Below are 24,713 nucleotides of genomic sequence, written 5' to 3'. Positions count from 1 at the left end.
TATCCCAATGACGTCTGCCGAACTGCCGGCAGTATCCAAAGTTTCCTGGACTTTCCTGGGAAACTCGGGCATCTATTAAGACCTACTGCTCCTCGGCCAACACCTCGCGCGGCCAGGCCGCCAGACCAGCGACAAATCCAGCCTGATCACGCGGAGAGAGCCTGTCCAAGGCACGCCACAAGGCCGCTGAGCGGAGTGCGACGAAGGCCTGGAACGGTCGGCAATATTCCGGCGCCAAGGAAACCAGGACACGCCGGCGGTTGGCCGCCGGATCCGCGTGTCGTTCGGTCACCCCGGCGCGACTGAGGTCAGAGACCAGCTCGCTCGTGGTCGACGGCGTGCCGCCGAGCCGCTTCGCGAGGTCACCGACACTGAGCGGCTCGATCCGCGTTTTCCAGCGGCGGTCGTCGCGACACAGCCACGGATCGACCGACGGCCCACGGTCGGCCTTGTCCTTCGAAACATTCCGGCCAGATTTGGCAATGACCAGACTTTCCCAGATACAGACCGGCTACATTTTCTCCATTTACATCGTGGGTACGTTTATTCACGAGTCGAAATATGGCGAATAGTCGGTTGGGAAGATCTTGCGCGCTTTGCGTTGCCTGGGTAGCTTTGCTCCCGACCGAGTGATGACGGTCACCTCGGAATTCCGGTCCGCGTCTCCCCTTTCATTTCGGTGGCCACCGCAGGGACTGCAGCCCTTGCGGGTGAGCTCCGCTGACGATGGGAAGTGTTGCGTCATGTCCACTCTCAAAGAAAAATTCGTCAAGGTCGCTGCCGTACTCGCCTTCGCGACCGCGGCCGTCGCGACCGCACCAGCGATGGCCAGCGCGCATACCACGATCGCCGCCTCGGTCATCGCCCCGAACTCCGCTGCCGACGGCACGCCGTCCGGAGCCGTGCAGTGGTATCAGAACCACATCGGCTCCACCGGCTGGGAAGGCTATTGCGAGATGGCGGCCGAAAACTCGTACGGCACCACCGGCGTGTGGGCGTCCGCCAACGCACATTGGTTCGGCGCTCCCGAACATCCCGGCGACTACAGCCCGCCGCTGGGCGCCTTTGTCTACTGGAATGTCGGCTCGTACGGGCACGTCGGCATCTCCGACGGAGCCGGCGGCTTCTACGCGAGCAGCGTGAACGGTGCCATCGGTCATATCACCAAATCCGGTGGCGGCTACGACTACTGGCGCAATGTCGCCGGCTGGAACGCGACCTACCGCGGCTGGACCCCGGGCGCCGTTCCCCACCAGTAGCCAACCCCAAAATCGGGGGACCCGGCCACCACCGGGTCCCCCGACTACTCTGACAAACAAAGTGACTCCAGCCCGATCAGTGCGGCGTCTGGCCGTATTGCCACGCTGCGGGTCTATCACCAGCCTATTTGGCTCGGAGTCCGTCGAAGGCGACCGCGCACAGGTTCTCCGCCAAATGCTCAGCGGTCAGACCGCCGCGCGGGCGATACCACTCGATCAGTGAGTTCACCAGGCCGAAAAGCAACCGCGCGGTGACGGACGGATCGATATCGGGGCGTACGTCCCCTTCCGCGGCGGCCTGCTTCACGAGGTCCGTGACGAGATGATCGAATTCCCGCCGGCGCGCCAGCGCGGCCCGCTCGACCTTCGTGTTTCCTCGTACGCGCAGTAGAAGTGTGACGAAGGGAAGCTGGTCAACCAGCACGGCCACGCTGGCGCGGACCAGTCGTTCGAGTCTCTCAATGGACGGGCCGTTGGAGCCCTCGATATCGGCGGCGGCCGCGAAGAGGCCATCCAGGGCACGGTCAAGCGCGAGCCGCAGCAGCTCCTCTTTACTGGAGACGTGATGATAGATCGCCGATTTGGTGATGCCCAGTTTGCGGGACAAGTCCTCCATGCTGGTGCCGTCATAGCCGCGCTCGTTGAAAACCCGCACGGCTACCCGCAGCAACGACTCCTGGTCGTAGCCGGGCCTTCCGCGTCGCACCGGGATGGTCGTCATGTCAGTCGACTTTACGGCGGTCGACAATGCGCTTCAGCTTGCCGACCGACCGCTCCAGCGTGTCCGGGTCGACGACCGCCACATCGACCGTCACGCCGATCCGGTCCTTGATCTGCCGGACCAGATTTTCGCTGGCTTCGCCCCGAAGGTCGGTGGACGCCTCCGGCCGCGCCTCCACTCGTACGGTCAGGTGGTCCATTCGGGCCTGGCGGCTCAAAACCAACTGGAAATGCGGCGCCAGACCAGCCATCGGAAGCACCAACTCCTCGATCTGGGTGGGAAACAGGTTCACCCCACGCAGGATGATGATCATGTCGTCCGTACGGCCAGTTATCCGCTCCATACGGCGAAACGAGGGTCGGGCAGTGCCAGGCAGCAGTCGGGTGAGGTCACGCGTACGATAGCGGATCACTGGCATCGCCTGTTTGGTCAGCGAGGTAAAGACCAACTCGCCCTCTTCGGCGATCTCGGCGGTCACCGGATCGATCACCTCGGGGTAGAAGTGGTCCTCCCAAATGTGCGGACCGTCCTTGGTTTCCACGCATTCCTGCGCGACGCCAGGGCCGACCACTTCGGACAGTCCGTAGATATCGGTGGCATCGATGCCGACCCGTTCCTCGATCTCTCTGCGCATCTCGTCGGTCCACGGCTCCGCACCGAAAATCCCCAGCCGCAGCGAGGTTTTCCGCGGATCCAGGCCGGCTCTGACAAACTCGTCGATCATGGTCAACATGTACGTGGGCGTCAGCATGATGATGTCCGGCTGGAAGTCGGTGATCAGCTGCACCTGCCGGGCGGTCATGCCACCGGACATCGGGATCACCGTGCAGCCCAGCTTTTCGGCTCCGTAGTGAGCACCCAGGCCACCGGTGAACAGCCCATACCCATACGCCACGTGGACCCGGTCGCCGGGTCGACCGCCGGCCGCCCGGATCGAGCGGGCCATCACAGTCGCCCACATGTCGATGTCCTGCGCGGTATAGCCAACCACGGTTGGCCGGCCAGTGGTGCCGCTGGACGCGTGCACCCGACTGACTTGTTCCATCGGCACCGCGAACATGCCGAACGGGTAGTTGTCTCGCAGGTCTTGCTTGCTGGTGAAGGGAAAACGCGCGAGGTCAGTGAGATCGCGACAGTCGTCCGGATGGACCCCGGCGGCGTCGAATTTGGCTTTGTACGCTGGCACGTTCTCGTACGCGTGCCGGAGCGTCCACTGTAGACGTTGGAGCTGCACAGCGCGCAACTCGTCGACCGACATCAGCTCAGCGTCATCCCAGGCTTTTGGGTCCGACGGGCTCATTTCACTTCTCCCTCACGCCGGATCGTCCGACTGCGACCACGAAACTCCGCGATAACATCCCCGTCGACACGGACCACGGTGACGTCATAGACGCCACTTCGGCCGTACGTCACCCTTTCCTGCGCGGTCGCGGTGAGCACATCGCCTTCCCGGGCCGGTGCGACGAAAAAGTGATGTCGGCGCCGGCCGCGACGGCGACCGGCCCGTACGAGTTGCAGGCGCAGGCGAAAGCTGTGTCCGCCAAGGTGAACACGAAGCCGCCGTGCGCGATCCCGTGACCGTTGACCATCGCGCTGGTGATCGTCATCCGGGCCGCGGCCCGGCCGGCGGTGACCTCCACCAGCTCGATGCCCAGGCCTGCCGATGCGCGGTCGTCGGCCAGCATCCGTCGAACGGCGTCGTTCCCGGTTCCCTCCAGCACTCGCCCAGGGTAGCATCAACTGAACGAACGGACGGTCAGTAATTCAGACACGATCGAGGCATGGGAGGCGGGTCGGATGGCGCCGCTGCGCAGCTATGTGGCCGGAAACTGGTACGAACCCACCGAGTCGGGCAGCCCGCTGCACGATGCGGTCACCGGGGAAGAAGTCGCCCGGATCACCTCGGCCGGGATCGACATGGCTGGCGCACTGGACTACGGTCGGCGGGTCGGCGGGCCGGCGCTACGCGAGCTCACGTTCCACCAGCGGGCCGCGCTGCTGAAGGCGCTCGGGTCGCACCTGCGCGAGCACCGCGAGGAGCTTTACGCACTGTCCGCGAAAACCGGCGCCACCGCCTTCGACTCGAAGTTCGATATCGACGGCGGCATCGGCGTTTTGCTTTCGTACGCCAGCAAGGGCCGCCGTGAGTTGCCGAATGACACCGTCTACGTCGACGGCGACGTCGAGCCGCTGAGCAAGGGCGGCACCTTCCTGGGCCAACACATCAGCACTTCGCTACGCGGAGTTTCGGTGCAGGTCAACGCATTCAACTTCCCGGTCTGGGGGCCGCTGGAGAAGTTCGCGCCAGCATTCCTGGCCGGCGTGCCCAGCCTGTCAAACCTGCCAGCCTGACGGCATATCTGACAGCTCGGATGATCGAGTTGGTGATCACCTCCGGGTTGCTGCCGGAAGGGTCCGTGCAGCTCGTTTCCGGCGGCGTGGGCGACCTCTTCGACCATCTGACCGAACAGGACGTGGTCGGCTTCACCGGCTCGGCGTCGACCGCCGCGCGGTTGCGGTCACATCCCTCGGTGATCCGCAACGCGGTCCGGTTCAACGCCGAGGCCGACTCACTGAACATGTCCATCCTTGGCCCGGACGCGACCCCGGGCACCGCCGAGTTCGACTTGTTCGTCAAGCAGCTCGTCACCGAGATGACCGTCAAGGCAGGGCAGAAATGCACCGCGATCCGCCGGGCGTTCGTGCCGGCCGCGATCGTCGACGACGTGGTCGCCGCGACTTCTGAGCGGCTGGCCAAGATCGTCATCGGCAACCCAGCGAGCAAAGACGTGCGGATGGGCCCGCTCGCCGGCCTGGAGCAACGCGAAGAGGTCCGGCGGTCGCTGAAATCGCTGCTGGAGGCCGGAAAGCTGGTCTTCGGCGATCCGGAGCGGACGGACGTGGTAGACGCCGACTTCGAGCGTGGCGCTTTCCTGTCGCCGCTGCTGGTGCGTTGCGATGACCCGAATGCGGCCGCCCCGCACGAGGTCGAGGCCTTCGGCCCGGTGAGTACGGTGCTGCCGTACGAAAACGTCGAGCAGGTCATCGATCTTGCCGCCCGGGGCAAGGGAAGCCTCGCCGGCTCGATCGTCACCGCCGATTCGGACTTCGCCCGCCAAGTGGTGCTGGGTGCGGCTCCATGGCACGGTCGCCTGCTGGTGCTGGACTCCACCGACGCGGCCGAATCAACCGGTCACGGCTCGCCGATGCCAGCGCTGGTGCACGGCGGACCGGGCCGGGCCGGTGGCGGCGAGGAAATGGGTGGCATCCGCGGAGTCATGCACTACCTGCAGCGCACCGCGGTCCAAGGAAGTCCCGCCCTGCTGGCAAAATCACCGGACGCTGGGTGGCTGGCAGCGACCGGTCCATCACCGACGTGCATCCCTTCCGCAAGAGCCTCGCACAGTTGCGGGTCGGGGACGCGGTGGTGGCTGGCCCTCGTACGATCACGCTGGCCGACATCGATCATTTCGCCGAATTCACCGGCGACACTTTCTATGCGCACACCGACGAACAAGCCGCCAAGGCCAACCCGTTGTTTGGCGGGATCGTCGCGCACGGCTATCTGATCGTCTCCATCGCCGCCGGACTTTTCGTCTCGCCCGAACCAGGGCCGGTGTTGGCCAACTACGGTCTGGAAAACCTGCGGTTCCTGACGCCGGTCTATCCCGGCGACGAGCTGACTGTGACGCTGACCGCCAAGCAGATCACGCCGCGGGAAAACGCTGACTACGGCGAGGTTCGCTGGGACGCGGACGTGACCAAGCAGGATGGCTCGTCGGTCGCCAAATACGACGTGCTGACTTTGGTGGCCAAGTCATGACTTCCGCGCTGCAGGAGTATTTCGACGCGACCATCGCGAACGAACAGCGGATCGAGCCGCGCGACTGGGTGCCGGACGGCTATCGCAAGACGATGGTCCGCCAGATCGCCCAGCACGCGCACTCCGAGATCATCGGCATGCAGCCGGAGGGAAACTGGATCACCCGGGCGCCTTCGTTGCGGCGCAAGGCGATCCTGCTGGCCAAGGTGCAGGACGAGGCCGGTCACGGCCTCTACTTGTACGCAGCGGCCGAGACGCTCGGCGCGGATCGTACCGAGCTGACCGAAAACCTGATCGCCGGACGGCAGAAATACTCCTCGATCTTCAACTACCCCACGCTGACGTATGCCGATGTCGGAGTGATTGGTTGGCTGGTCGACGGCGCCGCCATCTGCAACCAGGTGCCGCTGTGCCGCAGCTCGTACGGGCCGTACGCGCGGGCCATGATCCGGATCTGCAAAGAGGAGTCTTTCCACCAACGGCAGGGATACGAGCTGCTGATGACGATGATGCGCGGCACCCAAGCGCAGCGGGATATGGTTCAGGAGGCCACTAACCGCTGGTGGTGGCCGGCGCTGATGATGTTCGGGCCACCGGACGCGGATTCCACCAACACCGCGCAGTCCATGGCCTGGAAGATCAAGCGGCACACCAATGACGAGCTGCGGCAGCGGTTCGTGGACATGTCGGTGCCACAGGCGCGGGCCCTTGGCGTCAGCCTGCCGGATCCCCAGCTGCGCTGGAATCCCGAGCGCGAGCATCACGATTTCGGGGATATCGACTGGGTCGAGTTCAAGCGGGTGGTGAGCGGCCACGGGCCGTGCAATGCCGAGCGGGTCGCGATTCGCAAGGCAGCGCATGAAGAGGGCGCCTGGGTCCGCGAGGCGGCCAGCGCGTACGCGGAAAAACACGCTCGTGAGGAAGTGATGACGTGAAGAACGAGTGGCCACTGTGGGAGGTTTTCGTCCGCGGCAAGCGTGGCCTGAACCACGTCCATGTCGGATCGCTGCGCGCTTCGGACGGCGAGATGGCCGTCCGGCACGCCCGCGACCTCTACACCCGGCGCAACGAAGGCGTCAGCATCTGGGTGGTGCCGGCCGCCGCGATCGTCGCCTCCAGCCCAGATGAGAAAGACCCGTTTTTCGCCCCCTCGGCCGACAAGGTCTACCGGCACCCGACTTTCTACGACATCCCCGACAACGTTCCTCACATGTGAGCAGACCAATGGGCTTTGACAACGCGTACGAAGCGATCATCGAGGAGAACGACGAGGCTCGTTGGGCGTACGGCACCGGCTTCACCGACCCGCTCGCCGGGCTGGACACCACCGTGCCGTCCGATGTGGACGGCGGTGACCTCGCGGCGTACTGCCTGATGCTCGGCGACGACGCCCTGATCGCCTCACACCGGCTGCAGGAGTGGTGCACTCACGGCCCGGAGTTGGAGGACGAGGTCGCGCTCGCCAACATCGGGCTCGACCTGCTCGGTCAGGCCAGGTTGTTGTGACACGCGCCGGAAAAGCCGATGGCACCGATCGCGACGAGGACGCTTTCGCGTACTTCCGGGCCGAAGGCGGCTTCCGCAACACCCGCCTGGTCGAGGCGCCCAACGGTGACTTCGCCTTCTCCATGGCCCGGCTGCTGGTCTTTTCCGCCCACCGCCTGGCACTGCTGGACCGGCTCACGGATTCCCGCGACCCGGTGCTGGCCGCGGTCGCCGCCAAGGGCGTCAAAGAGGTGACCTACCACCGTGACTACGCGGCCGGCTGGGTCGTGCGGCTCGGCGACGGCACTTCCCTTTCCCATCAACGCATGCAGGACGGCCTGGCCGCGCTCTGGCCGCTGGTCGACGAACTTTTCCAGCCGCACCCGGTGGAACACCGGCTCGCCTGCGCTGGTGTCGGTGTCGATCCCAGCACGCTGCGTGCTGAGTTCGATGCCGTTCTCGCGCAGATCCTCGACAAAGCGACGTTGAACCGTCCGACCGTGGACCCGGCGCAAGCCGGTGGCCGCGACGGGCAACACAGCGAGGCACTGGGCACGCTGCTGACCGAAATGCAGAGTGTCGCCCGCGCACATCCGGAGGCGACCTGGTGAAGACCCTCACAGATCCCCGCGCAGTAGCCGAAAAAGTCACCGATCCCGAGCTGCCCATGCTGACGCTCGCCGATCTCGGTGTGCTCCGCGACGTACGAACGGCATCTGATGGCACGATTGTCGTCTCCATTACCCCGACTTATTCCGGCTGTCCGGCTATGGACGCGATGCGCGACGACCTGGTGTTCGCCCTGCACACAGAAGGCTTTACGGAGGTCGACGTGCGGGTCGTGCTGCGGCCGACCTGGAGCAGCGACTGGATCAGCGACGAAGGGCGCCGCAAGCTCTCCGCCGCCGGCATTTCTCCTCCTGGCAAGGCTAATCGGCGGGCAGCCGGCCCGATCCCACTCACTCTCGGCCCGACCGCTCGCTCGCATGGTCCGGTGCCCTCTGTGCGGGTCGCCGGACACCGAGCTGATGTCCGCTTTCGGGGCCACCGCTTGTCGGTCGCTGCACCGATGCCGGACCTGCGCCGAGCCTTTCGAGCACGTCAAGGAGATCTGACCGATGACCACAGTGGACAGCCGCCGGCCGGTGTTTCACCGCCTGACGGTGGCGGCCGTGCAAACTGTCTGCGACGATGCGGTGGCGGTGACCTTCGAGGTCCCCGCCGACCTCGCCGGCGCGTACGAGTTCCGGCCCGGTCAGTCACTAACCCTGCGCCGGAAAGTCGAAGGCCGAGAAGAGCGCCGCTCGTACTCGATTTGCTCGCCGGCCGGCAGCGCGCCACGGATCGGCGTTCGCGAAGTGCCCAACGGCCTGTTCTCTCGCTGGCTGGTCCGGGACGTGCGGCCGGGCGACGAGGTGGAAGTGCTGCCGCCGACCGGAAACTTCACCCCCGACCTCGGTGTGGCCGGCCATCACGTGCTGATCGCGGCCGGTTCGGGAATCACCCCCCCCATCCTGTCCATAGCAACGTCGTTGTTGTCTACTGTGGACACTCGGGTGACATTGCTCTACGGCAACCGCCGGACCGACACGGTAATGTTCGCCGACGACCTCGCCGACCTGAAGGACACTCATCCCACCCGGCTGGAGCTCGCGCACGTCCTTTCCCGCGAGCCAAGGGAAGCTGAATTGTTCTCCGGCCGGTTGGACGCTGAGAAGCTGCGTACGCTGCTGCCCCTTTTGTTGGACGTCACGGACGTAGACCATTGGTGGATGTGTGGCCCGTACGCGATGGTGACCGAGGCGCGGGACGTGCTCGCCGAGCTGGGCGTGACCGACGAACGCATTCACCAGGAGCTGTTTTTCGTCGAAGAGGCCCCGCCTGAGCCCGCGCGCCATCACGATCCCACGGTCGAAGGACCTGTCAGCGAGGTCACCGTATTGCTGGACGGGCGGTCGACTGTGGTGCCAGTGGCCCGAGACACACGCCTTCTCGACGGGGCGCAGCGGGTACGACCCGATCTGCCGTTTGCCTGCAAGGGCGGCGTTTGCGGCACCTGTCGAGCCCGGGTGGTCACCGGCGAGGTGGATCTGCGCCGGAACTTCGCGCTTGACCAGTCCGAGCTGGACGCTGGATTCGTGCTGACATGCCAGTCATACCCGGTGTCGGATACGCTCACGGTGGACTACGACGCCTGAGGGGATGCACGGTGACATCAAAGGAAGCGCCTGAGCTCGAGAAGATTCCCCGCAAGGCGTACGAAACCGAGCTTCTACGGCTGCAGATGGAGCTGGTACGCCTGCAGGAATGGGTGCGAACCGAGAATGCCCGGGTGGTCATTCTTTTCGAGGGCCGGGACGCCGCCGGAAAGGGCGGCGCCATCAAGAGGATCACCGAATATCTCAACCCGCGGGTCGCCCGGATCGCCGCGTTGCCGGCGCCCACCGAGCGCCAGCGCGGCCAGTGGTATTTCCAGCGATATGTGGAACATCTGCCGGCCGCCGGCGAAATCGTGCTCTTTGACCGTAGTTGGTATAACCGCGCCGGTGTCGAACACGTCATGGGCTTTTGTACGCCCAGAGAGCACCAGCGGTTCCTACACCAAGCCCCGATTTTCGAGCGAATGCTGGTCGATGACGGGGTGTTGCTGCGCAAATACTGGTTCTCGGTGAGCGAGCAGGAGCAGGAGCGCAGGCTGCGGTCGCGGCTGGACGATCCGATGCGACAGTGGAAACTCTCGCCGATGGACCTCGAATCGGTGTCGAAGTGGGAAGCGTATTCCCGCGCGAAGGACGAGATGTTCGTCCAGACCGACGTGCCGGAGTCGCCGTGGTTCGTGGTGGACAGCGAGGACAAGCGCCGCGCACGGCTCAACATCATCTCGCATCTGCTGTCCACCATTTCGTACACCGACGTTCCGCACCCAAAACTCAAGCTGCCACCGCGACCACCCTCGACGGGCTACCAGCGCCCGCCGCAGGATCTGCAGACGTACGTGCCGGATCACGCCGCCGCCGCTACTCAAGTGACCCTCGCGAACTCGACGTTTTCGTCGCCAGTATCGGCGTGTCGGCAACGAAAACGTCGAGTTCGCGATGGGTTAGGCGAGCTTGGCGCCGGTCCAGGTGGGGGTGGTCGATCGCCAGGCTTCGCCGCTGGCGAATGGGTCGTGGTTGGGATTCACGTTCGCGTTGTTCGGGTAGTAGTTGTATGGGTGTGATCGTCAGGTGCTCGCAGGCGGCGTTTGGGCTCGGCCCTCGTCGCCTGGGCTTTAGAGACACTAGGAACCCATCGCTGCCCCACCGTCGACCGGGAGCACCGCACCGGTCACGTAAGCCGCGCCGATCAGATAATGCACGGCGTCGGCGACCTCCGCGCCTCGCCCGCTCGGCCCGCCGGGATCCGCTCGGTGTATGACGCGAGCCGGACTTGCCGTTGATCATCAGGAACAAATGCCCACCAGGGTGTGTCGATGACACCAGGTGACACGGCATTTACCCGTACCGGCGCCAACTCGGCCGCGAGCGGCGGCACGATCCGTTCAATGGCCCCGTTGACCGCCGCGAGTGCCACGGTGCCAGGCATCGCGGCACGGGCGGACACGGCCGACACCATCGTGATGGATCCGGTCACCTTGGCGCGCTGAATTGCCGACAGGTAGCCGAAAAGCTTTCCTTCGAACGCCAACCGTATGTCCGCGACCCGAGTGTCAGACAGATTTCCCATGCCAACCGCGCCCGGACTGAAGGCCAGCACTAAATGGTCAATCACGCCGGCACGGTCAAAAAACGACGCCACCTCGGATTCGGATGCCCCGTCCACCTGCTCGGCGGCCGCGACCCGATCCCGGACCGCCGCCAAGCGGTCCGGATCGCGACCTGTAACGATCACGTCGGCACCGGCCGCGGTCAGCTTTTTTCCGCGCTGGCGAGGCCGATTCCGGACGTACCACCCATGATGACTACCCGCATGACAAAACTTCCATTCCAATACGCCCCGTCTCGTTATCAATCCGGCTATAGCGAGACCCAGCGTCTTGTAAAGTGGCGGGATGACTGGTGATCGACAGCCCGGACGGCCGCGCAGCGAGGCGGTCCGGCAGGCGATTCTGGCCGCTGCCGCCGACGAGCTGACAGAAAAGGGATATGCCGCGCTGACCGTCGAAGGCATCGCCGCCCGCGCGGGCGCGGGTAAAAACAGACGATTTACCGGTGGTGGCCGTCCAAGGCGGACGTCGTTCTGGACGCCCTGCTGGAGGCGGCGGCAAGCAGGATTTCGATCCCAGACAACGGCACCCTGCGAGCCGATCTGACGGCATTCCTCGCAGCCACTTTCCGCCAGCGCAGCCAACGTCCCATCCTGGTCGGGCTGATGGCCGAGGCACTGCTGGATCCGGTGTTCGCCCAGCAGTTCCGCGATCGGTTCCTGTTCGGCCGGCGGGCCGCGCTGCGCGGCATTCTGGACCGGGCCGCGCAGCGGGGCGAAATCTCAGCGGATGTACGGATCGAGCTGCTTCATCGACGTTGTCTATGGTGTGCTGTGGTATCGGTTGTTGCTCGACCACGCGCCGCTAAGCGAGGCGGCCGGCCGGGAGCTGGCCGCACTGGTCGTACGAGCCGCGGGTCAGCAGGTTTCGTAGCGATAGGCAGGATCCGCCTTCGGTGCCACGTGCCGGTCGCGGAGAATGACAGAGGCGTGCGCTCCATGGTCCTGGCAGGCCGCACGAAAGGGCGACTCACCCTGGTCGCTGTATTCAATATCGATGTAGTTGTTTCCGTACGCGGCCGCGTATTCCCCGCATTCGTGGTAATACGAGCATTCCTCGGCGATCGCGAAGTCGAACCCGACGACCGTTCGGCCGAGCCTGCCGTATTCGTGGTTCGCGTTCTTCTGTCCGACGGCCAGCCCGCGAGAATGCGCATATCGCACGAACGCGACCATGAAATCGCGGTCCGCCGCAAACGGAAAAGTCCCGTGCGAGCGATTGTACGAGTCGAGGTTGTCCGGTTCGATCGCCTGGAAGCCGGACCTTCGGCAGCCGTCTATCCACGGCTTCTCAATCTCCAGGATCTTCGCTCGTTTATCCGCGGTGGACACGTCCAGAACAGCCTCGTTCCACTCCTGGTCGATCACCGGGTGCCCATCCTGGCCTTTCACCACCAAATCCGGATGCTGGTCGGCCCACCACGACAGGGTGCCTTCCGCCGGTGCGCTGGAAGAATCATCGGGATCCGGTTGGCTCTGCAGCGCGTTCAGGTAGCAAATGTTGTATTTTCCGGAAACCGGGCTGACTAGTCGGTCGCGGTCGACGATCGCCACCGACGCGTCCGGCTGGTACGGTCCGCCGATCTGGTAGTCGAACCGGCCATGCACCGGCGGCGCGACCACCGTTGCCCGATCTGTCTGCGGCGCCGTGACTGCCGGACCTGTGGGTGGCGTGGCTGAGCATCCGGCCAGCACAACCACACCGACCAGTGTCACAAGGAGTTTTCTGGTCATGCTTAGCTAAAGACTCCTCAGTGCAGTGAGGCCGCTCTTGAGCTGCTCCAGTGCTGCCGCTATCCAGGGCAACTCTGTCGGGTGGTCGCTGCTCAGCGCGGTCCAGCGCTGCTCGTCGGTCTCACCGTAAAGCAGGCTCGTAGCGACCCGGAACCGGAATGCGCCCGGGTTGTCACCGAAGGCGGCGCCGGACAACACGCCTATTCCGTACTGGTCTAGCAAAAACTCGGCAAGGTCGTCGGAGCCCTTGACCCCGCGAGCGGCAAGAGCCGGCCGGAAACATTCCAGATCCGGATACGAGTAGAAAGCCGCGTTCGGCTTTCGTACGGCCGCCCCTGCAGCGGTCAAGATACCGTAAACAGCAAGGGAAATACGCTCGTGCAGCCGGCGGCTCGCGGCGACCTGGATCATCACCGAGTCGGGATCGTCCAGCACGTACGCGGCAACGTCCTGCATGGGCGCGGCAAGACTGGACCATAGTTCGCTGGCGATGCCGATCACCCGCTCACGAAATATCCTCACCGTGTGGGCCAACCGGGAATCGGGCGAAGCCGATCCGCCAGCCGCCCAGTGCCATCGCCTTGGAAAGCCCGTTGGTGACGAAGGTCCGGTCCGGCACGTACGAAGCCGCGCTGACCGCCTCTTGTGGACGGTGGCAGAGATCCCGGTAGATCTCGTCGGAAATAATCGCGAGGTCGTGGTTTTCGGCTATCCGGCATACCTGTTCGACCAGGGCACGGTCAGCCATAGTGCCGGTCGGATTGTCAGGCAGGGTCAGCAACAAAACGCCAGGGCGGCGGCCAGCTTTTCGGGCTTCTCGAAGGGTTTCCTCCAGAAGTGCCGGATCGGGCATGCCACCGGCCGCGGCCGGAGCCGGCACCCCGATGACGTGTTTTCCGGCGAGCGCCGCTTGCGCCGCGTACGTCAGCCATGCTGGTTGTGGCAGCACGACATCGCCAGGCAGAGCCGCGATCAGGGCGTAGAGCAGAGGTTTGCTTCCTGGCGCGAAAGCGATCTGCGCGGCATCCGTTTTTTTGAGCCCCCGCCTAGCGAAATAGCCGGCCGCGGCCGTACGAGCCGAGGGCGACCCGATCACCGGGCCATAGCCGTTGCGGCCAGCGTGCGCGGTCAGCACTTCGGCGATCTCCGGCAGCACCGGCAACCCGGCCTCGCCGAAACCGAGATGCACCACCTGCTGGCCGGCGGCCCGCATGGCCGCGAGCCGCTCGTTGACCGCCAACGTCGCCGAGTGGACAACCACAACCGTCTCCGTTCCTGGACAAATCACGTCACTGCCAGGCTCGCACATCAGGGACGGACAAACGCCTTCTGTGGCCAGCGCCTCTTCACTGGCGGGTCAAGGCAGCACCGGAAGGATCAGGCCGGACGGGCGGTCCGGATCGTGATGGATCTGGAAGCGGGTGGGTCGCATCGCCACCGCGGTGGCGGTCGGCTCGCCGAAGCCGTGGTTTCGGGGATAACGTGGGAAAGAGCCGCCCGCGACCTGCACGCGGAGCCGGTGACCGGTGCGGAAACGGTACGCCGTGGGCCACAACTGGAGGCGGACCGGCTGTTGGCCAGCTGCCATCTCCGGTGTCAGCCGAATGATGCGGTCGCAAACGTTCAGTGAACGGCCGGCCCGGTCCACATCACACAGCCGTACGACCAGATCACCGAAACCGTTGTCCGTCTGGACGAAGACCTCGGCGACGACATCACCCACCACGTCGAGCGGCTGGGTGAGCGCCGGACCGGTGAAGGTCAGCACATCGGACCGACGCTCCACTGTGGACTGGTCCTGCTGCTTCGACTTGCCGGCGAAGACCGCACCGCCCACGTTCGGCGTGGGATCTGCCGGATCGTACGTGAAAACGTCCGGCCCGCTCTGCGCTGGTACGTCCGCACCGAGGCGGCCGGCCGGCAGCAAGTGCAGCCGCCGCTCGGTGACTTCGGCCGGGGGCCATTGCTGGAGGTCGAGCCAGCGTTGTGCGCCCTGTAGGAAAATCCGAATCGGCGCGCGCCGCAGCCCGGTGGTATCCCCTTGCAAGTGAGCGGCGAGGAAGGAGATCTGGTCGTGCACCATCGTCTTGGCGCTGCCCGGATCCCCGTGGTTCCACGGCCCGACGGTCAGTCGCGGCGACCGGCCGGCGGCGGCCAACGTCTTGAAATCCGCCAGCTGCAACGGAAGGAAGATGTCCCACCAGCCCGTCACCATGCTGATCGGCGCGGTGGTGCCGGCGACCGCGGCGGAATGGTCGATGTCCGACCAAAACTCGCTGCCCGGCCCGTTGTGCTCGACGACCTCTCGCCAATAAGGCGACGGTTTTCCCAGCGACACCACGTCAGCTTCGCCCAGTGGCAGCGAACGGAGCCCGGCGTCGATCCGCCGGTTCACCAGGGGTCGGGCCAGCGGCCCCCATTTGTTGGTCTCCTGTAAGCCGGTCTGCACCGTCCACACCAGACTGGTCTGCAGGCCGAGAGTGCCGCCGTCGTACTGAGCGAGGTCGAAATTCGACCCGGTGACGCCGAGGCACATCGCCGCCGGCGGTTCTTCCAAGTACGGCGCGAAAGCCCACTGGGTGTAACCGAGATAGCTCGGGCCCGCGGTGGCGATCCGACCGTCGCACCACGGCTGGGCCCGGATCCATTCAGCGGTGGCCAACCCATCGGCCCGCTCCCGATGGAAGGCCTCAAAACGCCCACCGGAGCCAAAAGTTCCCCGCACGCTCTCTGCAGGAAGACCTGGAATCCACGGCGCGCCAACACCATCCCGAAGGCCTGCCGGGTCAGCGCACCGCGTCCGTACGGCGTCCGGACGATCACCACCGGCAGTGGTTCGTTGCCGCGCGGGCGAAATCGGTCCGCGAGCAACACGACACCGTCGGGCATCGTGGTCCGCTCCCGATGCGTTTCCACGTCTTGGGTGGTCGCCGCCGGCAGCCCGAGCAGCCGGTCGACAGCGTTATCACGCCAACTCAACGCCTTCGCGGCTACCTGACCGTCAAATCCAGGACCTCGCAACGCCTTCACCCTTGCCTCCCTCGCGGTCTCCCTTTCGAGTCTCGCCGATGAAGATCGCGATGGCGAGTCAGACTGCTAGGACGTGTTTCTGAAGTCCGGGTGGATGAGGGTCGAGATCCAAGCGTCGTCCTGCGAGTGCCGGGCGGTCGCGCTCATACCTTTGTTGTATGGGTGTGATCGTCCGGTGCTCGCAGGCGGCGTTTGGGCTCGGCCCTCGCCGCCTGGGCTTTAGAAGCGCGTCCTAGGACGCGCTCAGCCGCAGGTGGGCGGCCGGGAGCGTACGCCGACGATCGGTGACGACGACCGTGGCGACCACGCCGAGGAACAGCCACCCGAGCAACTCGGTGATGCCGGCCGCGGTGCCGCCGGTGCCGGTGGCGATGGCCCGCAATGCCTCGTTGGCCCCGTGGGTGGGCAGGATCGCCTCCACCGCCGAGAAGACCTCGGGCACGGTGGAGACGATGCCAGTGGCCAGAGTCAGTACCAGCACGGCGATCGCGGCGAATCGGCCTGGGCGCTGGAAGATCGCCACGATCGCTTGATTGATTGCGGTGAAAGTCAGCGCTGACAGCAAAGTGACCAGAAAGAACGACCCTCCGCTGGCTAACCCCAGGCCCAGGACCGGAATGAACACCACGCTCAACACCGCGGCCGCGATGACGGCCACCGCCACGCCGGGCTCCGCGGCGTGCAGAATCGTCCGCCAGGTGGGTTCTCGAGACATCAGTACGCTGGTGGGCACCGCGCGGGTGACGAGGTACGTGGCGAGCGCGCAGCACCACAGCGCGAGCGTGATGAAAAGGGCCGCGGCCGTACGACCAAAGTCGGGTGCGTCGGTGGCCTGGCCGGAAATCGGGGTAGCCGCGACGGCCTTGAGATGCGTCCGCTGTTCCGGGGTGTAGGTGGGCAGCTGGTCGCGACCAGCATCCAGGCCGGTGGCCAGTTTTTGCGCGCCAGCGTTGGCACTCGACACCCCGCCGGCCAGCTGACTGGCTCACCGCTCAAAGTCGAGCCGCCCTTGGCCAGTTGTCCAGCACCACTGGCGAGCTGGTGGGCGCCGATGTCCAGTTTCCGGGCTCCGCCGGCCGCACTCGCGATGCCACCAGCCAGTTTCCCGGACTGGCCGGCCAACTGGGCCGTGCCGTCGGCGACCTTGCCAGCGCCGGCGGCGAGCGCCTGAATGTTGTTCTTGATCGCCACCGCGGCGGCGCGGATGCTCGTACGGCTGCCATCGATGAGCTTCGCATCACTGGAGAAGCGGTTCGCCACCTGGGAAAGTTGCCCGCAGAACTGCGGGTCACCGCCATCGGCACGGCACCGGGCCGCAAGCTGTTGGAATTGCGCGGCCGCGGTCTGCGCGGACGGCAGCGTGTCGATCGCGTGAATCACCTTGTCAGCCAACGGTACGATGGCCGCGGCGAGTTGTTCGTTGCCGTTCGCGACCTGCCGGGCGCCGGCCGCGAGCTGTTGGGTGAGCGCGGGCAGGTTCGCGGTTTGCTGCTCCGCTTGGGAAAGCCCGGTGGCCAGTGTCGAGGTGCCACCGGCCAGCTGGGATGCGCCGGAAGACAGCTGGTTCGCCGCCGAGCTCAACTGCTGGGCACCGCCGGCCAGCGCATGCGCGCCAGTGGCCAGTTTTGCGGTGCCAGCGGCCAACTGGTCGTCGGCGCCGCCGGCGGCTTCTTCCAGCTGGCTGTGGATCGTCCCGAAGCCTATGTAGATGTTGTCGAGGTATGTCTGGACAATCTGGGTGTTGAGGGTCGCCATGGTGGCTTGCGCGACCTGCCGACTGGCGAGCGGATCCAGCAGTCCGGAGTGCTGCGAGGTTTCGATCCGCAGGGTGGCCTGGGTCGCCTGCAGCGGGTTCTTCTTACTGGTCGAGGTGGCTTGGGCGGAGAAGTTCGGCGGGATGGTGACCGCCGCCGCATACGTACCGTCGCTGAGGCCCTGCCGGGCGTCCGCGGCATCGGTGAGCACCCAGCTGTAGCTGGAATCCTTGCTATGGGTGAGTTTTCCGGCCAGCTCTCGGCCGATGGGGATGATCTGACCATTCACGGTGACCGGTACGTCGGTGTTGACGACGGCGGCTTTGGCCGCGCTGTGGTCGCCGAGCGGATTCCAGAAAGCCCAGGTCAGCAACCCCGCGATCACCACTGGCAGGGCGATCAGGCCGGCCCAGGTCCGCCAGGTCAGTGGGCCCGGAGTGATGGCGCGAACAGCGTACGCGAACGGCGTGTACATCAGGCGACCTCGACTGGCTGCGCCGCGAGCGCGACGGTGGTGAGTTTGTCCGGTGGCAGGATGTCCTGCAACAGCAGCGGATTCTGGCAGGTGAAGACGAAAGTAACCTGACTGGGTTGAGCGAACAGTGCGCGGAAAATCTCCCGCTGTGCGGTGTTCACCACGGTATCGAGATCGTCGAGCAGTACCAGAGTGATGCCGGCGGCCACCGCCGCGCGGGCCTGATCGGCGGCCGCGTCGGTGTCCCGGCAGGAAATCAGTGCGACCTTGGTGCGTACGGCGTGAGCATGCTGCGGAAGGACGTGGCCGAGGACCTTCAGATCACCGTCCACTCTCGACACCCGACCGGCCAGGGTGAACAGCAGCGCGGACTTCCCGGACGGCCCCGGGCCGTGCAGACCGAGCAGCTGCCCGGGTGCCACGTGCAGTTCCACACCACCGAAAACGGTACGGTCGCGGTCATCGCCAACCCGCAGTTCGCGGGCGCTAATAACCTCACCCGACCGCGGCGACGGCCAGTCGGCCAGCCGCAGCTCGTGCACCATCGCGTCGCCTTCCGCGTCGAAGATCGGAAGTTTGCGATCCAGCCAGGTCGGCAGCCACCACGCCCGATGCCCCAGCAACGCCAACACGGCCGGCACCAAAGTCATTCGTACGATAAAAGCGTCCACGAACACGCCGACCGCGAGGCTGAAAGCGATCGGCTTGATGGTCGCGCTGCCTTCGGGTACGAACGCCGCGAAAACCGCGAACATGATGATCGCCGCGCTGACCACCACCCGGGACGCGGAAACGAAACCGGACTCGATGGCGTGCCGTGGATCACGGTGATGGACGTAGTCCTCACGGATCCGGGAAACCAGGAAGACCTCATAGTCCATCGCCAGGCCAAAAAGCACGCCCATCAGGATGATGGGCAGAAAACTGATGACATTGCCGACATGCGACACATTCAGGATCCCAGCCAGATGACCCTGCACGAAAACGAACGAGGTGGCACCAAAAGCCGCACCAACGGACAACAGATAGCCCAAGGTTGCCTTGATCGGCACCGCGATCGATCGGAACACCATGGCCAGCAGGACGAGCGAAAGCCCGACCACCAGCAAGCCGAAGGGCAGCAGCGATCCGCCCAACTTGGCCGACACGTCGATGCCGACCGCGGTCAGGCCGGTGACGGCGGTCGCGGTTCCGTACGCGGCAAGGAAATGCGGCTCCAGCGCCCGCAGCCGGGTGACGAGTTGTTCGGTCTGCGGCGAATCCGGGGCCGTCGTGGGCACCACCTGGATAATCGCGGTGTCGGCCTTCGGGTTGGGCGTGGCCAGCGGGACAGCGGCCACTCCGGGAACCCGCCGGATCTCGTCGGCGATCTTGTTGGTGACTCCGATCGGGTCGGTGCTGGCGATGATATCGACGGTGACCAGCAGCGGACCGTTGAAGCCCTCGCCGAAATGTTTCGCGACCAGGTCATAGGTCGTACGGGAGGGACTGCCCGGTTCCTCGGTTCCGTTGTCCGGCAACGCGAGTCGCAGGCCGAGCGCGGGGGGATCGTACACAGCGCCAGTAAGGCCACCACGATGACAACCGTCACGGCCGGCGCTCGCGTCACCAGGGAAACCCAGCGATGGCTCCAAGATGGGCGCGTACGGCGTGGCTTCTTGCGACGTTTCGGTGCCCTGGGCCGCAACCGCTCGCCGGCGAAGCCCAACAGCGCCGGAATCAGCGTCACCGCGATGAGAACCGCGAAACACACACACGCCACCGCGGCCGCTATCCCCATCGTGGTCAGGAAGGGAATGTCTGCGACGGCGAGTCCCAGCAGCGCGATAACCACGGTCAGACCAGCGAAAATGACCGCGGATCCGGCGGTCGCGGTGGCTCGCGCGATCGACTCCTCGACGTCCAGACGTCCAGGCCCTCGGTGAGCTGATCTCGATGGCGGGACAGGATGAACAGTGCATAGTCAATACCCACCGCCAATCCCAGCATCACCGCCAAAAGCGGTGCGGTCGACGAGATCGGAGTCAGGACGGTGGCAGCGAAGATGAGTCCGACCGAGATCCCCACGCCAAGGATCGCGGTGAGCAATGGCATGCCAGCGGCGATGAACGATTTGAAGACCACCAACAACACCAGCAGCGCGACCAGGATGCCGACCGCCTCGGTGGCGCTCACTTTCGGTATATGATTGGAGAAAGCGTCACCGCCGGGATAGACACCGGCGCCTGGACCAAGCCTTTTCTGTAAGTCGGCGGCGATCCCGGACACGGTCGCCTTGGTGGTCGCGGACACGTGCGCGAGATTGACCTTGAGCAGCACCGCGACCAGGGCCGCCTGGTGGTCGCGAGAGACCGCGTTCTTCACGTTTTTCGCGAAAGGATCGACGACGGTCGCGACCTGGTCGACCTTTTTCAAGCGGGCCACCGCATCGGCGACCGCGGCCTCTGCCGCCGGGGTGTCCACCCGCTGGCCGGCTGGTACGAGCACCACCAACTGCGCGGAAGTGCCGCTCACCTCGGGAAAAACGTGCCCGAGATAGTCGAGGGCGTCCTGGGACTCCGAACCGGGGATGGCGAAAGCGTCGTCGGTGCCGCGGTTGGCCAGCAGTGCCGTCCCGCCGACGGCGACCAGCGCGACTACCCACACCACCAGCACCAGGCCACGGGCCCGTGCCGCGGCCCGGCCCAGCCGGTAGAGGAACGACGACATTGTCCACACTCCACACGCTGCATCGATACATTGTGTATGCTGATGCAGAGGGTATCGAATACACCGCGCATCGCGCCACAGGGAGTGACCGACGGCATGCCAGAGCCGAACCGTACGACCAAGCGACGAGCCGAGACCAGACGACGGCTGGTCTCGGTCGCGTACGAAGTCTTCGCCGAACACGGCATCGGGGACGCGCCGGTCGAGCTGATCTGCGAGCGCGCCGGCTTCACCCGCGGCGCCTTCTACTCCAACTTCACCAGCAAGGAAGCGCTTTTCCTGGCGGTGTACGAGGAACAGATGCAAGTACGGCTGGACCGGCTGCGGGCCGCCGTCGACGAGGTCATCGCCGATCCGGCCAGCCGCCACCCGGAGTCACTCCGCGAGACGCTCGGCCGGATCGGCGAGCGTTTCATGGCGCCGCTGATGTCCGACAAAACCTGGTATCTGGTGTGCGCGGAGTTCCGCGTACAGGCGCTGCGCCAGCCGCCGTTGCGGGCCCAAACCGAGGCCGCGCAGGAAAAGTTCCGGCAGGCCACCGCCGAGGTGTTGACCCGAGTCGTTGCGGCGACTCGGCATGACGTTGACGGTGAGCGCCCGGGACGCGGTGCTGGTCATGACCGCCACCTACGAAACCGCGCTCGAAAGAGCCATTTTCGAGGAAATGGACTCTCCTTTGGACAACCGGTTCGTCACCGAGGTGCTGCCCATCCAAATGATGGGCCTGATTACCCCGCTATAGCCGCGAGTTGCCGCCATTCCGGCAGCGGAATCCGGCCGGAGCCGGCGGTCAACACCTGCAGGCAGACGTGGTCAGCACCGGCCTCCAGATGCTCTGCTACCCGTTTTTCGATCGCCTCCAACGGATCCCGGCCGGTGTGACCGGCGACCAGAGCGTCGATCAACCGATCGCTGGCGCCGTTGGCGAAATCAGCCTCGGCGAAGCCGAACCGGCGCATGTTGTTCTGGTGGTGCCGGGCGATGGCGAAGTACGGGCCGACGTTCGTACGGGCGATGTCCCGCGCCTTCGCTCGGTCCGGCTCCACCACAACACACCCAGCTCGACCCCGAGAAAGGCGTCCGGGCCGACGATTTCTCTTGCGGCGGCGGTGTGTTCCACCGGCACCAAATACGGGTGCGCGCCCCAGCCACGCTCGGCGGCGAGCCGCAGCATGTCCGGTCCGAGGGCGGCCAACACCCTCGGAGGCCGTGCCGGCAGCGAAAAAAAAGTCTCTCGGCAGCGGATGCGGCCTCATCCATCGCGTCGAGGTAGCCGGCCATCGCCGACACCGGCTTGGGCGTACCAGACCGGTCGATCAGCCGCGGGATCACTTGCTGGTCGCTGGCGATTTTGCCGCCCAGCCCCAGCAAAAACCGGTCTGGGTACGCCTCGGCCAGCGTCAGCTGTGCATGTACGGCCGCGGCCGGCTCACGCCAGAAAACCCGCGCGATCCCGGTCGCGACGACCATCCGCTGGGTCGCGCCCAGCAGCAGAGCGGCCTGAGTGAATGCCTCCCGGCCAGCCGCCTCACCAAAAACACAACGCACCAAAACCGAGTTTTTCGATCTCCGCGGCCGATTCTCGTACGAGACCGGCCGGCTGTCCATCAAAGGCAAAGGTCCACAGTCCGACACGTCCGAGGTCCAGGCTCATTCTCCCATCACCGCCGGCGCCAGTTTTTCCAGCTCGGCAAGGGTTTCGGCCGCGAGCACCAGTCGCTCGGTCTCGGCCAGTGCGACGCCGAGCCGGGCGAACACGTCCTTCCCGCCGACTCCCTCGCCGACCCCCAGCGAGCCGTACCCGAGCCGCTCCACCCCCGCGACGAAGTGGCGTTCCTCGGCCACCGGGATCCCGCCCAGTGCCCCAGCGCCGGCACCGAACACGCCGCCGACCGGACCCAACCGGCGCCGGGTCTGCTCGACCAGCGCAGATGCAGTCATAGAGTGCCTTTCCAAAGCGCTAGGGTTAACATGAGGCTGCCTCCGATTAATATACGGAGGCTACCTCCGATTGGCCAGGAGTGCACTCATGGACACCAGGCGGCCGATGCGTGCGGACGCGCGCCGCAATTACGACCACCTGCTGGTCCAGGCCGGGGAGGCGTTCCAGGCGCATGGCGTGGACGCGTCCCTGGAGGACATCGCGCGGGCGGCCGGTGTCGGCATCGGCACGCTCTATCGGCACTTTCCGAACCGCGACGCCCTGTTGCTGGCCCTCACCGAAGAGCGTTTCGACCGGTCCCGGGCCAGCGCCGAGGCCTTGCTGGACGCGGCCGACCCAGTGGCGGCATTGACCAGCTGGCTGCGGAGGTTCATCGCCAACTCGGCCACCTACCGCGGGCTGCCGGAGTCGGTCACCTCGGTGCTGACCAACCCCGACTCCAGTCTTTATGCGACCTGCCACGCAATGCAGGACGCCGGCGGGCGGCTGCTGGCTCGCGCGCAGCAGGCCGGCGCGGTCCGGCCGGACGTGTCGGCGCGGGACGTTTTCCTGATGGCGGCGGCGATCGGCTGGGCCAACTCGCAGGTGCCGGACGACCCGGAGCGGATCGAGCGGCTGCTCAGCCTCCTGATCGACGGACTATCGAGGCCCTACGCCGGGCCGGGCCTGCCGGAAAGGGCACATATTGTCTCCTAGAAGGACACCCGCTGCAGGCTGTCCGTACGCAACACCGACTCCTGCTGGAATGCCTTCTTGTAGTCCGTACGGATGTGCTCGATCTTGCCGTTGGCAGCCCGGTCCGTCACCGGGTAGAGAATGATGATCACGTACGACGTCTCCTTCTCGATCTTGCCGGAGTCGTCCTTCCACTGCCCTCGGCCGGTCAGCAGGGTGAGCCCGTCCGGAAATGCCGGGGTGATGTCCTTGTCGACGAAGCCGTCGAACTGGGCCGGCGTGACCGATCCGCCGTTTGGCTTGCTGGAGCCAAAATAGAGCTCGGTCCTGTCATACAAATTGGTCGCGGTCTGGGCGTTCGCGGCCGGTACGGCGTCCAAAGCACTCGACGCGACCGCGGGAGCCGCCCCGCCGACTCCGAGCAGCACGGCCGCCGCGCCGACTCCCAGCAGGACATTTCTCGACTTCATGACCGGATTTCCTCTCGATGAACAAACATCAAACAGCTGAAGCGTACGTTGCAGAAAATACCGCAAATAGCCATAAAACTGGTGAGGCTAGCCATCTGGAACGATCGGTTACCCGAAAGGGAAATACCCCGCCACCGCCGGCTATGTTGGACAGGCCGCCCAGTGCGCGGCCCACACCGACCGCGCGGGGAGGCGCCGATGCAGGTCCGACTAGTACTGCAGGGCTACTCAAGCGGCGATAGCCGAGCCCAAGTGTCGTCTAGCGGCACGGCGAAACCGCCCACGTGGCGCTGCCACGCAGGGCGGCCCCGCCGCACCGCCAGACGACACTTGGATCTCGACTCTCATCCCCATGAGTAGCCCTGCAGTACTAGTCGGACGCGACGCCGAGATCGCGCTGCTCGCGACCGCCGTACGGGCCAGCGCCGAACGGGTCGGCCGGGTGGTGCTGCTGACCGGCGACCGGGCATCGGGAAGTCCCGGCTCGCCGCGCATACGCTGCGGTCCGCGGCCGATCAGGGCTTCGCCACTCTGGAAGGCACCGCGCATCCGCTGCACGCCGGCCTCGCGTACGCACCGGTCGTGCAGGCGATTCGGCGCTATCTCAGCGATTTGCCGGCGAACGACTCGGTGCCGCTGCTGTCCGGGCTGGCTGACCTCGGCCGGCTGCTGGACGATCCGCGGCTGCCGCCGGCGCCGCCGCTGGGCGACCCGGAGCTGGAACGTACCCGGATGTTCGAGGCGGTCGCGCAGTTGATCGAGCGGATCGCCGACCGGCGGCCAGTGGTGCTGTTCGTGGACGACCTGCACTGGGCCGATCGCGGCACCATCGAGCTGGTGCACTACCTCGGCCGTGGCGCGCGCACCGCCG

Annotated in this window: 23 protein-coding genes and 9 pseudogenes; 14 read left to right on the top strand and 18 right to left on the bottom strand. The window is 65.6% G+C overall.

Features of this window, described 5'->3' with window-relative positions:
- The first annotated feature begins 743 nt into the window (after nt 1–743).
- Complete coding sequence (locus GNX96_RS30270; RefSeq protein ID WP_163571383.1) at nt 744–1,259, top strand: CHAP domain-containing protein; 516 nt, start codon at nt 744–746, stop codon at nt 1,257–1,259.
- Between the two features lie 124 nt (nt 1,260–1,383).
- On the opposite strand, the gene GNX96_RS30265 is transcribed toward GNX96_RS30270, so the two are convergent.
- The 3 genes and pseudogenes from GNX96_RS30265 to paaI all read right to left on the bottom strand — a co-directional run bounded on the left by GNX96_RS30265 (nt 1,384) and on the right by paaI (nt 3,665).
- On the bottom strand, nt 1,384–1,980 hold the full coding sequence (locus tag GNX96_RS30265; RefSeq protein ID WP_163571381.1) for a TetR/AcrR family transcriptional regulator: 597 nt from the start codon (nt 1,978–1,980) through the stop codon (nt 1,384–1,386).
- A 1-nt stretch (nt 1,981) separates the two neighbouring features.
- The gene (gene paaK, locus GNX96_RS30260; RefSeq protein WP_163571379.1) at nt 1,982–3,280 is read right to left on the bottom strand and encodes a phenylacetate--CoA ligase PaaK; all 1,299 of its coding nucleotides are present in this window, start codon (nt 3,278–3,280) and stop codon (nt 1,982–1,984) included.
- Nucleotides 3,277–3,665: pseudogene (gene paaI / locus GNX96_RS30255) on the bottom strand (hydroxyphenylacetyl-CoA thioesterase PaaI). The gene paaK and the pseudogene paaI overlap by 4 nt, the downstream one beginning before the upstream one ends.
- A gap of 112 nt (nt 3,666–3,777) precedes the next feature.
- Here paaI and paaZ point away from each other — a divergent pair.
- The 7 genes and pseudogenes from paaZ to ppk2 form a co-directional block, all read left to right on the top strand.
- Nucleotides 3,778–5,803 (top strand): annotated as a pseudogene (gene paaZ, locus GNX96_RS30250) (phenylacetic acid degradation bifunctional protein PaaZ).
- The gene (gene paaA, locus GNX96_RS30245; RefSeq protein WP_163571377.1) at nt 5,800–6,738 is read left to right on the top strand and encodes a 1,2-phenylacetyl-CoA epoxidase subunit PaaA; all 939 of its coding nucleotides are present in this window, start codon (nt 5,800–5,802) and stop codon (nt 6,736–6,738) included. The pseudogene paaZ and the gene paaA overlap by 4 nt, the downstream one beginning before the upstream one ends.
- Nucleotides 6,735–7,019 carry a 1,2-phenylacetyl-CoA epoxidase subunit PaaB gene (gene paaB, locus GNX96_RS30240; protein WP_163571375.1) on the top strand — a complete coding sequence of 95 codons (285 nt, stop codon included), beginning with the start codon at nt 6,735–6,737 and terminating at the stop codon, nt 7,017–7,019. The genes paaA and paaB overlap by 4 nt, the downstream gene beginning before the upstream one ends.
- A gap of 8 nt (nt 7,020–7,027) precedes the next feature.
- Nucleotides 7,028–7,899 (top strand): annotated as a pseudogene (gene paaC / locus GNX96_RS30235) (1,2-phenylacetyl-CoA epoxidase subunit PaaC).
- 56 nt (nt 7,900–7,955) lie between these two features.
- A pseudogene (gene paaD, locus GNX96_RS30230) lies at nt 7,956–8,403 on the top strand (1,2-phenylacetyl-CoA epoxidase subunit PaaD).
- Nucleotides 8,404–8,406: 3 nt separating this feature from the next.
- Nucleotides 8,407–9,486 (top strand): 1,2-phenylacetyl-CoA epoxidase subunit PaaE, encoded by a 1,080-nt coding sequence (gene paaE / locus GNX96_RS30225; protein ID WP_163571373.1) that lies wholly within the window; start codon nt 8,407–8,409, stop codon nt 9,484–9,486.
- Nucleotides 9,435–10,301: pseudogene (ppk2, locus tag GNX96_RS30220) on the top strand (polyphosphate kinase 2); the annotation flags it as partial. The gene paaE and the pseudogene ppk2, both read left to right, overlap by 52 nt.
- 332 nt (nt 10,302–10,633) lie before the next feature.
- On the opposite strand, the gene GNX96_RS30215 reads toward ppk2, so the two are convergent.
- Nucleotides 10,634–11,458, bottom strand: a complete 825-nt coding sequence (locus GNX96_RS30215; RefSeq protein WP_279581884.1) for an SDR family oxidoreductase — start codon at nt 11,456–11,458, stop codon at nt 10,634–10,636.
- Here GNX96_RS30215 and GNX96_RS56425 point away from each other — a divergent pair.
- The 3 genes and pseudogenes from GNX96_RS56425 (at nt 11,340) to GNX96_RS56420 (ending at nt 11,927) form a co-directional block, all read left to right on the top strand.
- Nucleotides 11,340–11,600: a TetR/AcrR family transcriptional regulator gene (locus GNX96_RS56425; RefSeq protein ID WP_279581883.1), complete on the top strand. Its 261-nt coding sequence runs from the start codon at nt 11,340–11,342 to the stop codon at nt 11,598–11,600. The two genes, GNX96_RS30215 and GNX96_RS56425, sit on opposite strands and share 119 nt — an antisense overlap.
- Nucleotides 11,492–11,749, top strand: a pseudogene (locus GNX96_RS65175) (TetR-like C-terminal domain-containing protein); the annotation flags it as partial. The gene GNX96_RS56425 and the pseudogene GNX96_RS65175, both read left to right, overlap by 109 nt.
- A 34-nt stretch (nt 11,750–11,783) precedes the next feature.
- On the top strand, nt 11,784–11,927 hold the full coding sequence (locus tag GNX96_RS56420; RefSeq protein ID WP_279581882.1) for a hypothetical protein: 144 nt from the start codon (nt 11,784–11,786) through the stop codon (nt 11,925–11,927).
- On the opposite strand, the gene GNX96_RS30205 is transcribed toward GNX96_RS56420, so the two are convergent.
- The 10 genes and pseudogenes from GNX96_RS30205 to GNX96_RS56385 form a co-directional block, all read right to left on the bottom strand.
- Entirely contained in the window at nt 11,912–12,676 is a 765-nt protein-coding gene (locus GNX96_RS30205) for an endo alpha-1,4 polygalactosaminidase (RefSeq protein ID WP_163571369.1), read from the bottom strand. The two genes, GNX96_RS56420 and GNX96_RS30205, sit on opposite strands and share 16 nt — an antisense overlap.
- Nucleotides 12,677–12,793: 117 nt before the next feature.
- Complete coding sequence (locus GNX96_RS56415) at nt 12,794–13,288, bottom strand: aminotransferase class I/II-fold pyridoxal phosphate-dependent enzyme (RefSeq protein ID WP_279581881.1); 495 nt, start codon at nt 13,286–13,288, stop codon at nt 12,794–12,796.
- 4 nt (nt 13,289–13,292) lie between these two features.
- The gene (locus GNX96_RS56410) at nt 13,293–14,048 is read right to left on the bottom strand and encodes a pyridoxal phosphate-dependent aminotransferase (protein WP_279581880.1); all 756 of its coding nucleotides are present in this window, start codon (nt 14,046–14,048) and stop codon (nt 13,293–13,295) included.
- Between the two features lie 96 nt (nt 14,049–14,144).
- Nucleotides 14,145–15,512 carry a CocE/NonD family hydrolase gene (locus tag GNX96_RS30195; RefSeq protein WP_279581879.1) on the bottom strand — a complete coding sequence of 456 codons (1,368 nt, stop codon included), beginning with the start codon at nt 15,510–15,512 and terminating at the stop codon, nt 14,145–14,147.
- A 65-nt stretch (nt 15,513–15,577) separates the two neighbouring features.
- Nucleotides 15,578–15,676 (bottom strand): annotated as a pseudogene (locus GNX96_RS65170) (CocE/NonD family hydrolase); the annotation flags it as partial.
- A gap of 373 nt (nt 15,677–16,049) precedes the next feature.
- Nucleotides 16,050–16,532, bottom strand: a complete 483-nt coding sequence (locus GNX96_RS56400; RefSeq protein WP_279581878.1) for an ABC-2 transporter permease — start codon at nt 16,530–16,532, stop codon at nt 16,050–16,052.
- Nucleotides 16,532–18,046 (bottom strand): YhgE/Pip domain-containing protein, encoded by a 1,515-nt coding sequence (locus GNX96_RS30190; protein ID WP_279581877.1) that lies wholly within the window; start codon nt 18,044–18,046, stop codon nt 16,532–16,534. The genes GNX96_RS56400 and GNX96_RS30190 overlap by 1 nt, the downstream gene beginning before the upstream one ends.
- A complete protein-coding gene (locus GNX96_RS56395) occupies nt 18,046–19,602 on the bottom strand; it encodes an MMPL family transporter (RefSeq protein WP_279581876.1) in 1,557 nt (518 codons plus the stop codon). The genes GNX96_RS30190 and GNX96_RS56395 overlap by 1 nt, the downstream gene beginning before the upstream one ends.
- Before the next feature lie 95 nt (nt 19,603–19,697).
- Nucleotides 19,698–19,898: pseudogene (locus tag GNX96_RS56390) on the bottom strand (MMPL family transporter); the annotation flags it as partial.
- Complete coding sequence (locus GNX96_RS56385; protein WP_279581875.1) at nt 19,883–20,755, bottom strand: MMPL family transporter; 873 nt, start codon at nt 20,753–20,755, stop codon at nt 19,883–19,885. The gene GNX96_RS56385 and the pseudogene GNX96_RS56390, both read right to left, overlap by 16 nt.
- A gap of 96 nt (nt 20,756–20,851) precedes the next feature.
- On the opposite strand from GNX96_RS56385, the gene GNX96_RS30180 reads away from it, so the two are divergent.
- A complete protein-coding gene (locus tag GNX96_RS30180; protein WP_279581874.1) occupies nt 20,852–21,637 on the top strand; it encodes a TetR/AcrR family transcriptional regulator in 786 nt (261 codons plus the stop codon).
- A 48-nt stretch (nt 21,638–21,685) separates the two neighbouring features.
- On the opposite strand, the gene GNX96_RS30175 is transcribed toward GNX96_RS30180, so the two are convergent.
- The 3 genes from GNX96_RS30175 to GNX96_RS30170 are packed head-to-tail and all read right to left on the bottom strand — an operon-like array spanning nt 21,686 to nt 22,696.
- Nucleotides 21,686–22,303 (bottom strand): LLM class flavin-dependent oxidoreductase, encoded by a 618-nt coding sequence (locus tag GNX96_RS30175; protein ID WP_279581873.1) that lies wholly within the window; start codon nt 22,301–22,303, stop codon nt 21,686–21,688.
- Nucleotides 22,284–22,409, bottom strand: coding sequence for a hypothetical protein (locus GNX96_RS56380; protein ID WP_279581872.1), 126 nt, complete (start codon nt 22,407–22,409; stop codon nt 22,284–22,286). Before GNX96_RS56380 ends, GNX96_RS30175 begins: the two co-directional genes overlap by 20 nt.
- Entirely contained in the window at nt 22,406–22,696 is a 291-nt protein-coding gene (locus GNX96_RS30170) for a hypothetical protein (RefSeq protein ID WP_163571367.1), read from the bottom strand. The genes GNX96_RS56380 and GNX96_RS30170 overlap by 4 nt, the downstream gene beginning before the upstream one ends.
- Before the next feature lie 88 nt (nt 22,697–22,784).
- Between GNX96_RS30170 and GNX96_RS30165 the strand changes: the two genes are divergently transcribed.
- Complete coding sequence (locus GNX96_RS30165; protein ID WP_163571365.1) at nt 22,785–23,393, top strand: TetR/AcrR family transcriptional regulator; 609 nt, start codon at nt 22,785–22,787, stop codon at nt 23,391–23,393.
- On the opposite strand, the gene GNX96_RS30160 is transcribed toward GNX96_RS30165, so the two are convergent.
- Nucleotides 23,390–23,842, bottom strand: a complete 453-nt coding sequence (locus GNX96_RS30160; RefSeq protein ID WP_163571363.1) for a DUF3574 domain-containing protein — start codon at nt 23,840–23,842, stop codon at nt 23,390–23,392. The two genes, GNX96_RS30165 and GNX96_RS30160, sit on opposite strands and share 4 nt — an antisense overlap.
- Nucleotides 23,843–24,310: 468 nt before the next feature.
- On the opposite strand from GNX96_RS30160, the pseudogene GNX96_RS30155 reads away from it, so the two are divergent.
- A pseudogene (locus tag GNX96_RS30155) lies at nt 24,311–24,691 on the top strand (AAA family ATPase); the annotation flags it as partial.
- Nucleotides 24,692–24,713: the final 22 nt, after the last annotated feature.

The sequence above is a fragment of the Fodinicola feengrottensis genome (genome assembly GCF_010993775.1).
Classification (GTDB): domain Bacteria; phylum Actinomycetota; class Actinomycetes; order Mycobacteriales; family HKI-0501; genus Fodinicola; species Fodinicola feengrottensis.
This window is presented reverse-complemented; position numbering and strand designations above follow the sequence as displayed.

Coding starts and splice junctions, on each gene's coding strand:
- GNX96_RS30165 (WP_163571365.1), top strand. CDS start 22,785: ATGGACACCAGGCGGCCGATGCGTGCGGACGCGCGCCGCAATTACGAC.
- GNX96_RS30180 (WP_279581874.1), top strand. CDS start 20,852: ATGCCAGAGCCGAACCGTACGACCAAGCGACGAGCCGAGACCAGACGA.
- GNX96_RS56385 (WP_279581875.1), bottom strand. CDS start 20,755: ATGTCGTCGTTCCTCTACCGGCTGGGCCGGGCCGCGGCACGGGCCCGT.
- GNX96_RS30270 (WP_163571383.1), top strand. CDS start 744: ATGTCCACTCTCAAAGAAAAATTCGTCAAGGTCGCTGCCGTACTCGCC.
- GNX96_RS30170 (WP_163571367.1), bottom strand. CDS start 22,696: ATGACTGCATCTGCGCTGGTCGAGCAGACCCGGCGCCGGTTGGGTCCG.
- GNX96_RS30160 (WP_163571363.1), bottom strand. CDS start 23,842: ATGAAGTCGAGAAATGTCCTGCTGGGAGTCGGCGCGGCGGCCGTGCTG.
- GNX96_RS56420 (WP_279581882.1), top strand. CDS start 11,784: ATGTACGGATCGAGCTGCTTCATCGACGTTGTCTATGGTGTGCTGTGG.
- GNX96_RS30265 (WP_163571381.1), bottom strand. CDS start 1,980: ATGACGACCATCCCGGTGCGACGCGGAAGGCCCGGCTACGACCAGGAG.
- paaE (WP_163571373.1), top strand. CDS start 8,407: ATGACCACAGTGGACAGCCGCCGGCCGGTGTTTCACCGCCTGACGGTG.
- paaA (WP_163571377.1), top strand. CDS start 5,800: ATGACTTCCGCGCTGCAGGAGTATTTCGACGCGACCATCGCGAACGAA.
- GNX96_RS30215 (WP_279581884.1), bottom strand. CDS start 11,458: ATGCCTTCGACGGTCAGCGCGGCATATCCCTTTTCTGTCAGCTCGTCG.
- GNX96_RS56400 (WP_279581878.1), bottom strand. CDS start 16,532: ATGTCTCGAGAACCCACCTGGCGGACGATTCTGCACGCCGCGGAGCCC.
- paaK (WP_163571379.1), bottom strand. CDS start 3,280: ATGAGCCCGTCGGACCCAAAAGCCTGGGATGACGCTGAGCTGATGTCG.
- GNX96_RS30190 (WP_279581877.1), bottom strand. CDS start 18,046: ATGTACACGCCGTTCGCGTACGCTGTTCGCGCCATCACTCCGGGCCCA.
- GNX96_RS56380 (WP_279581872.1), bottom strand. CDS start 22,409: ATGAGCCTGGACCTCGGACGTGTCGGACTGTGGACCTTTGCCTTTGAT.
- GNX96_RS56425 (WP_279581883.1), top strand. CDS start 11,340: ATGACTGGTGATCGACAGCCCGGACGGCCGCGCAGCGAGGCGGTCCGG.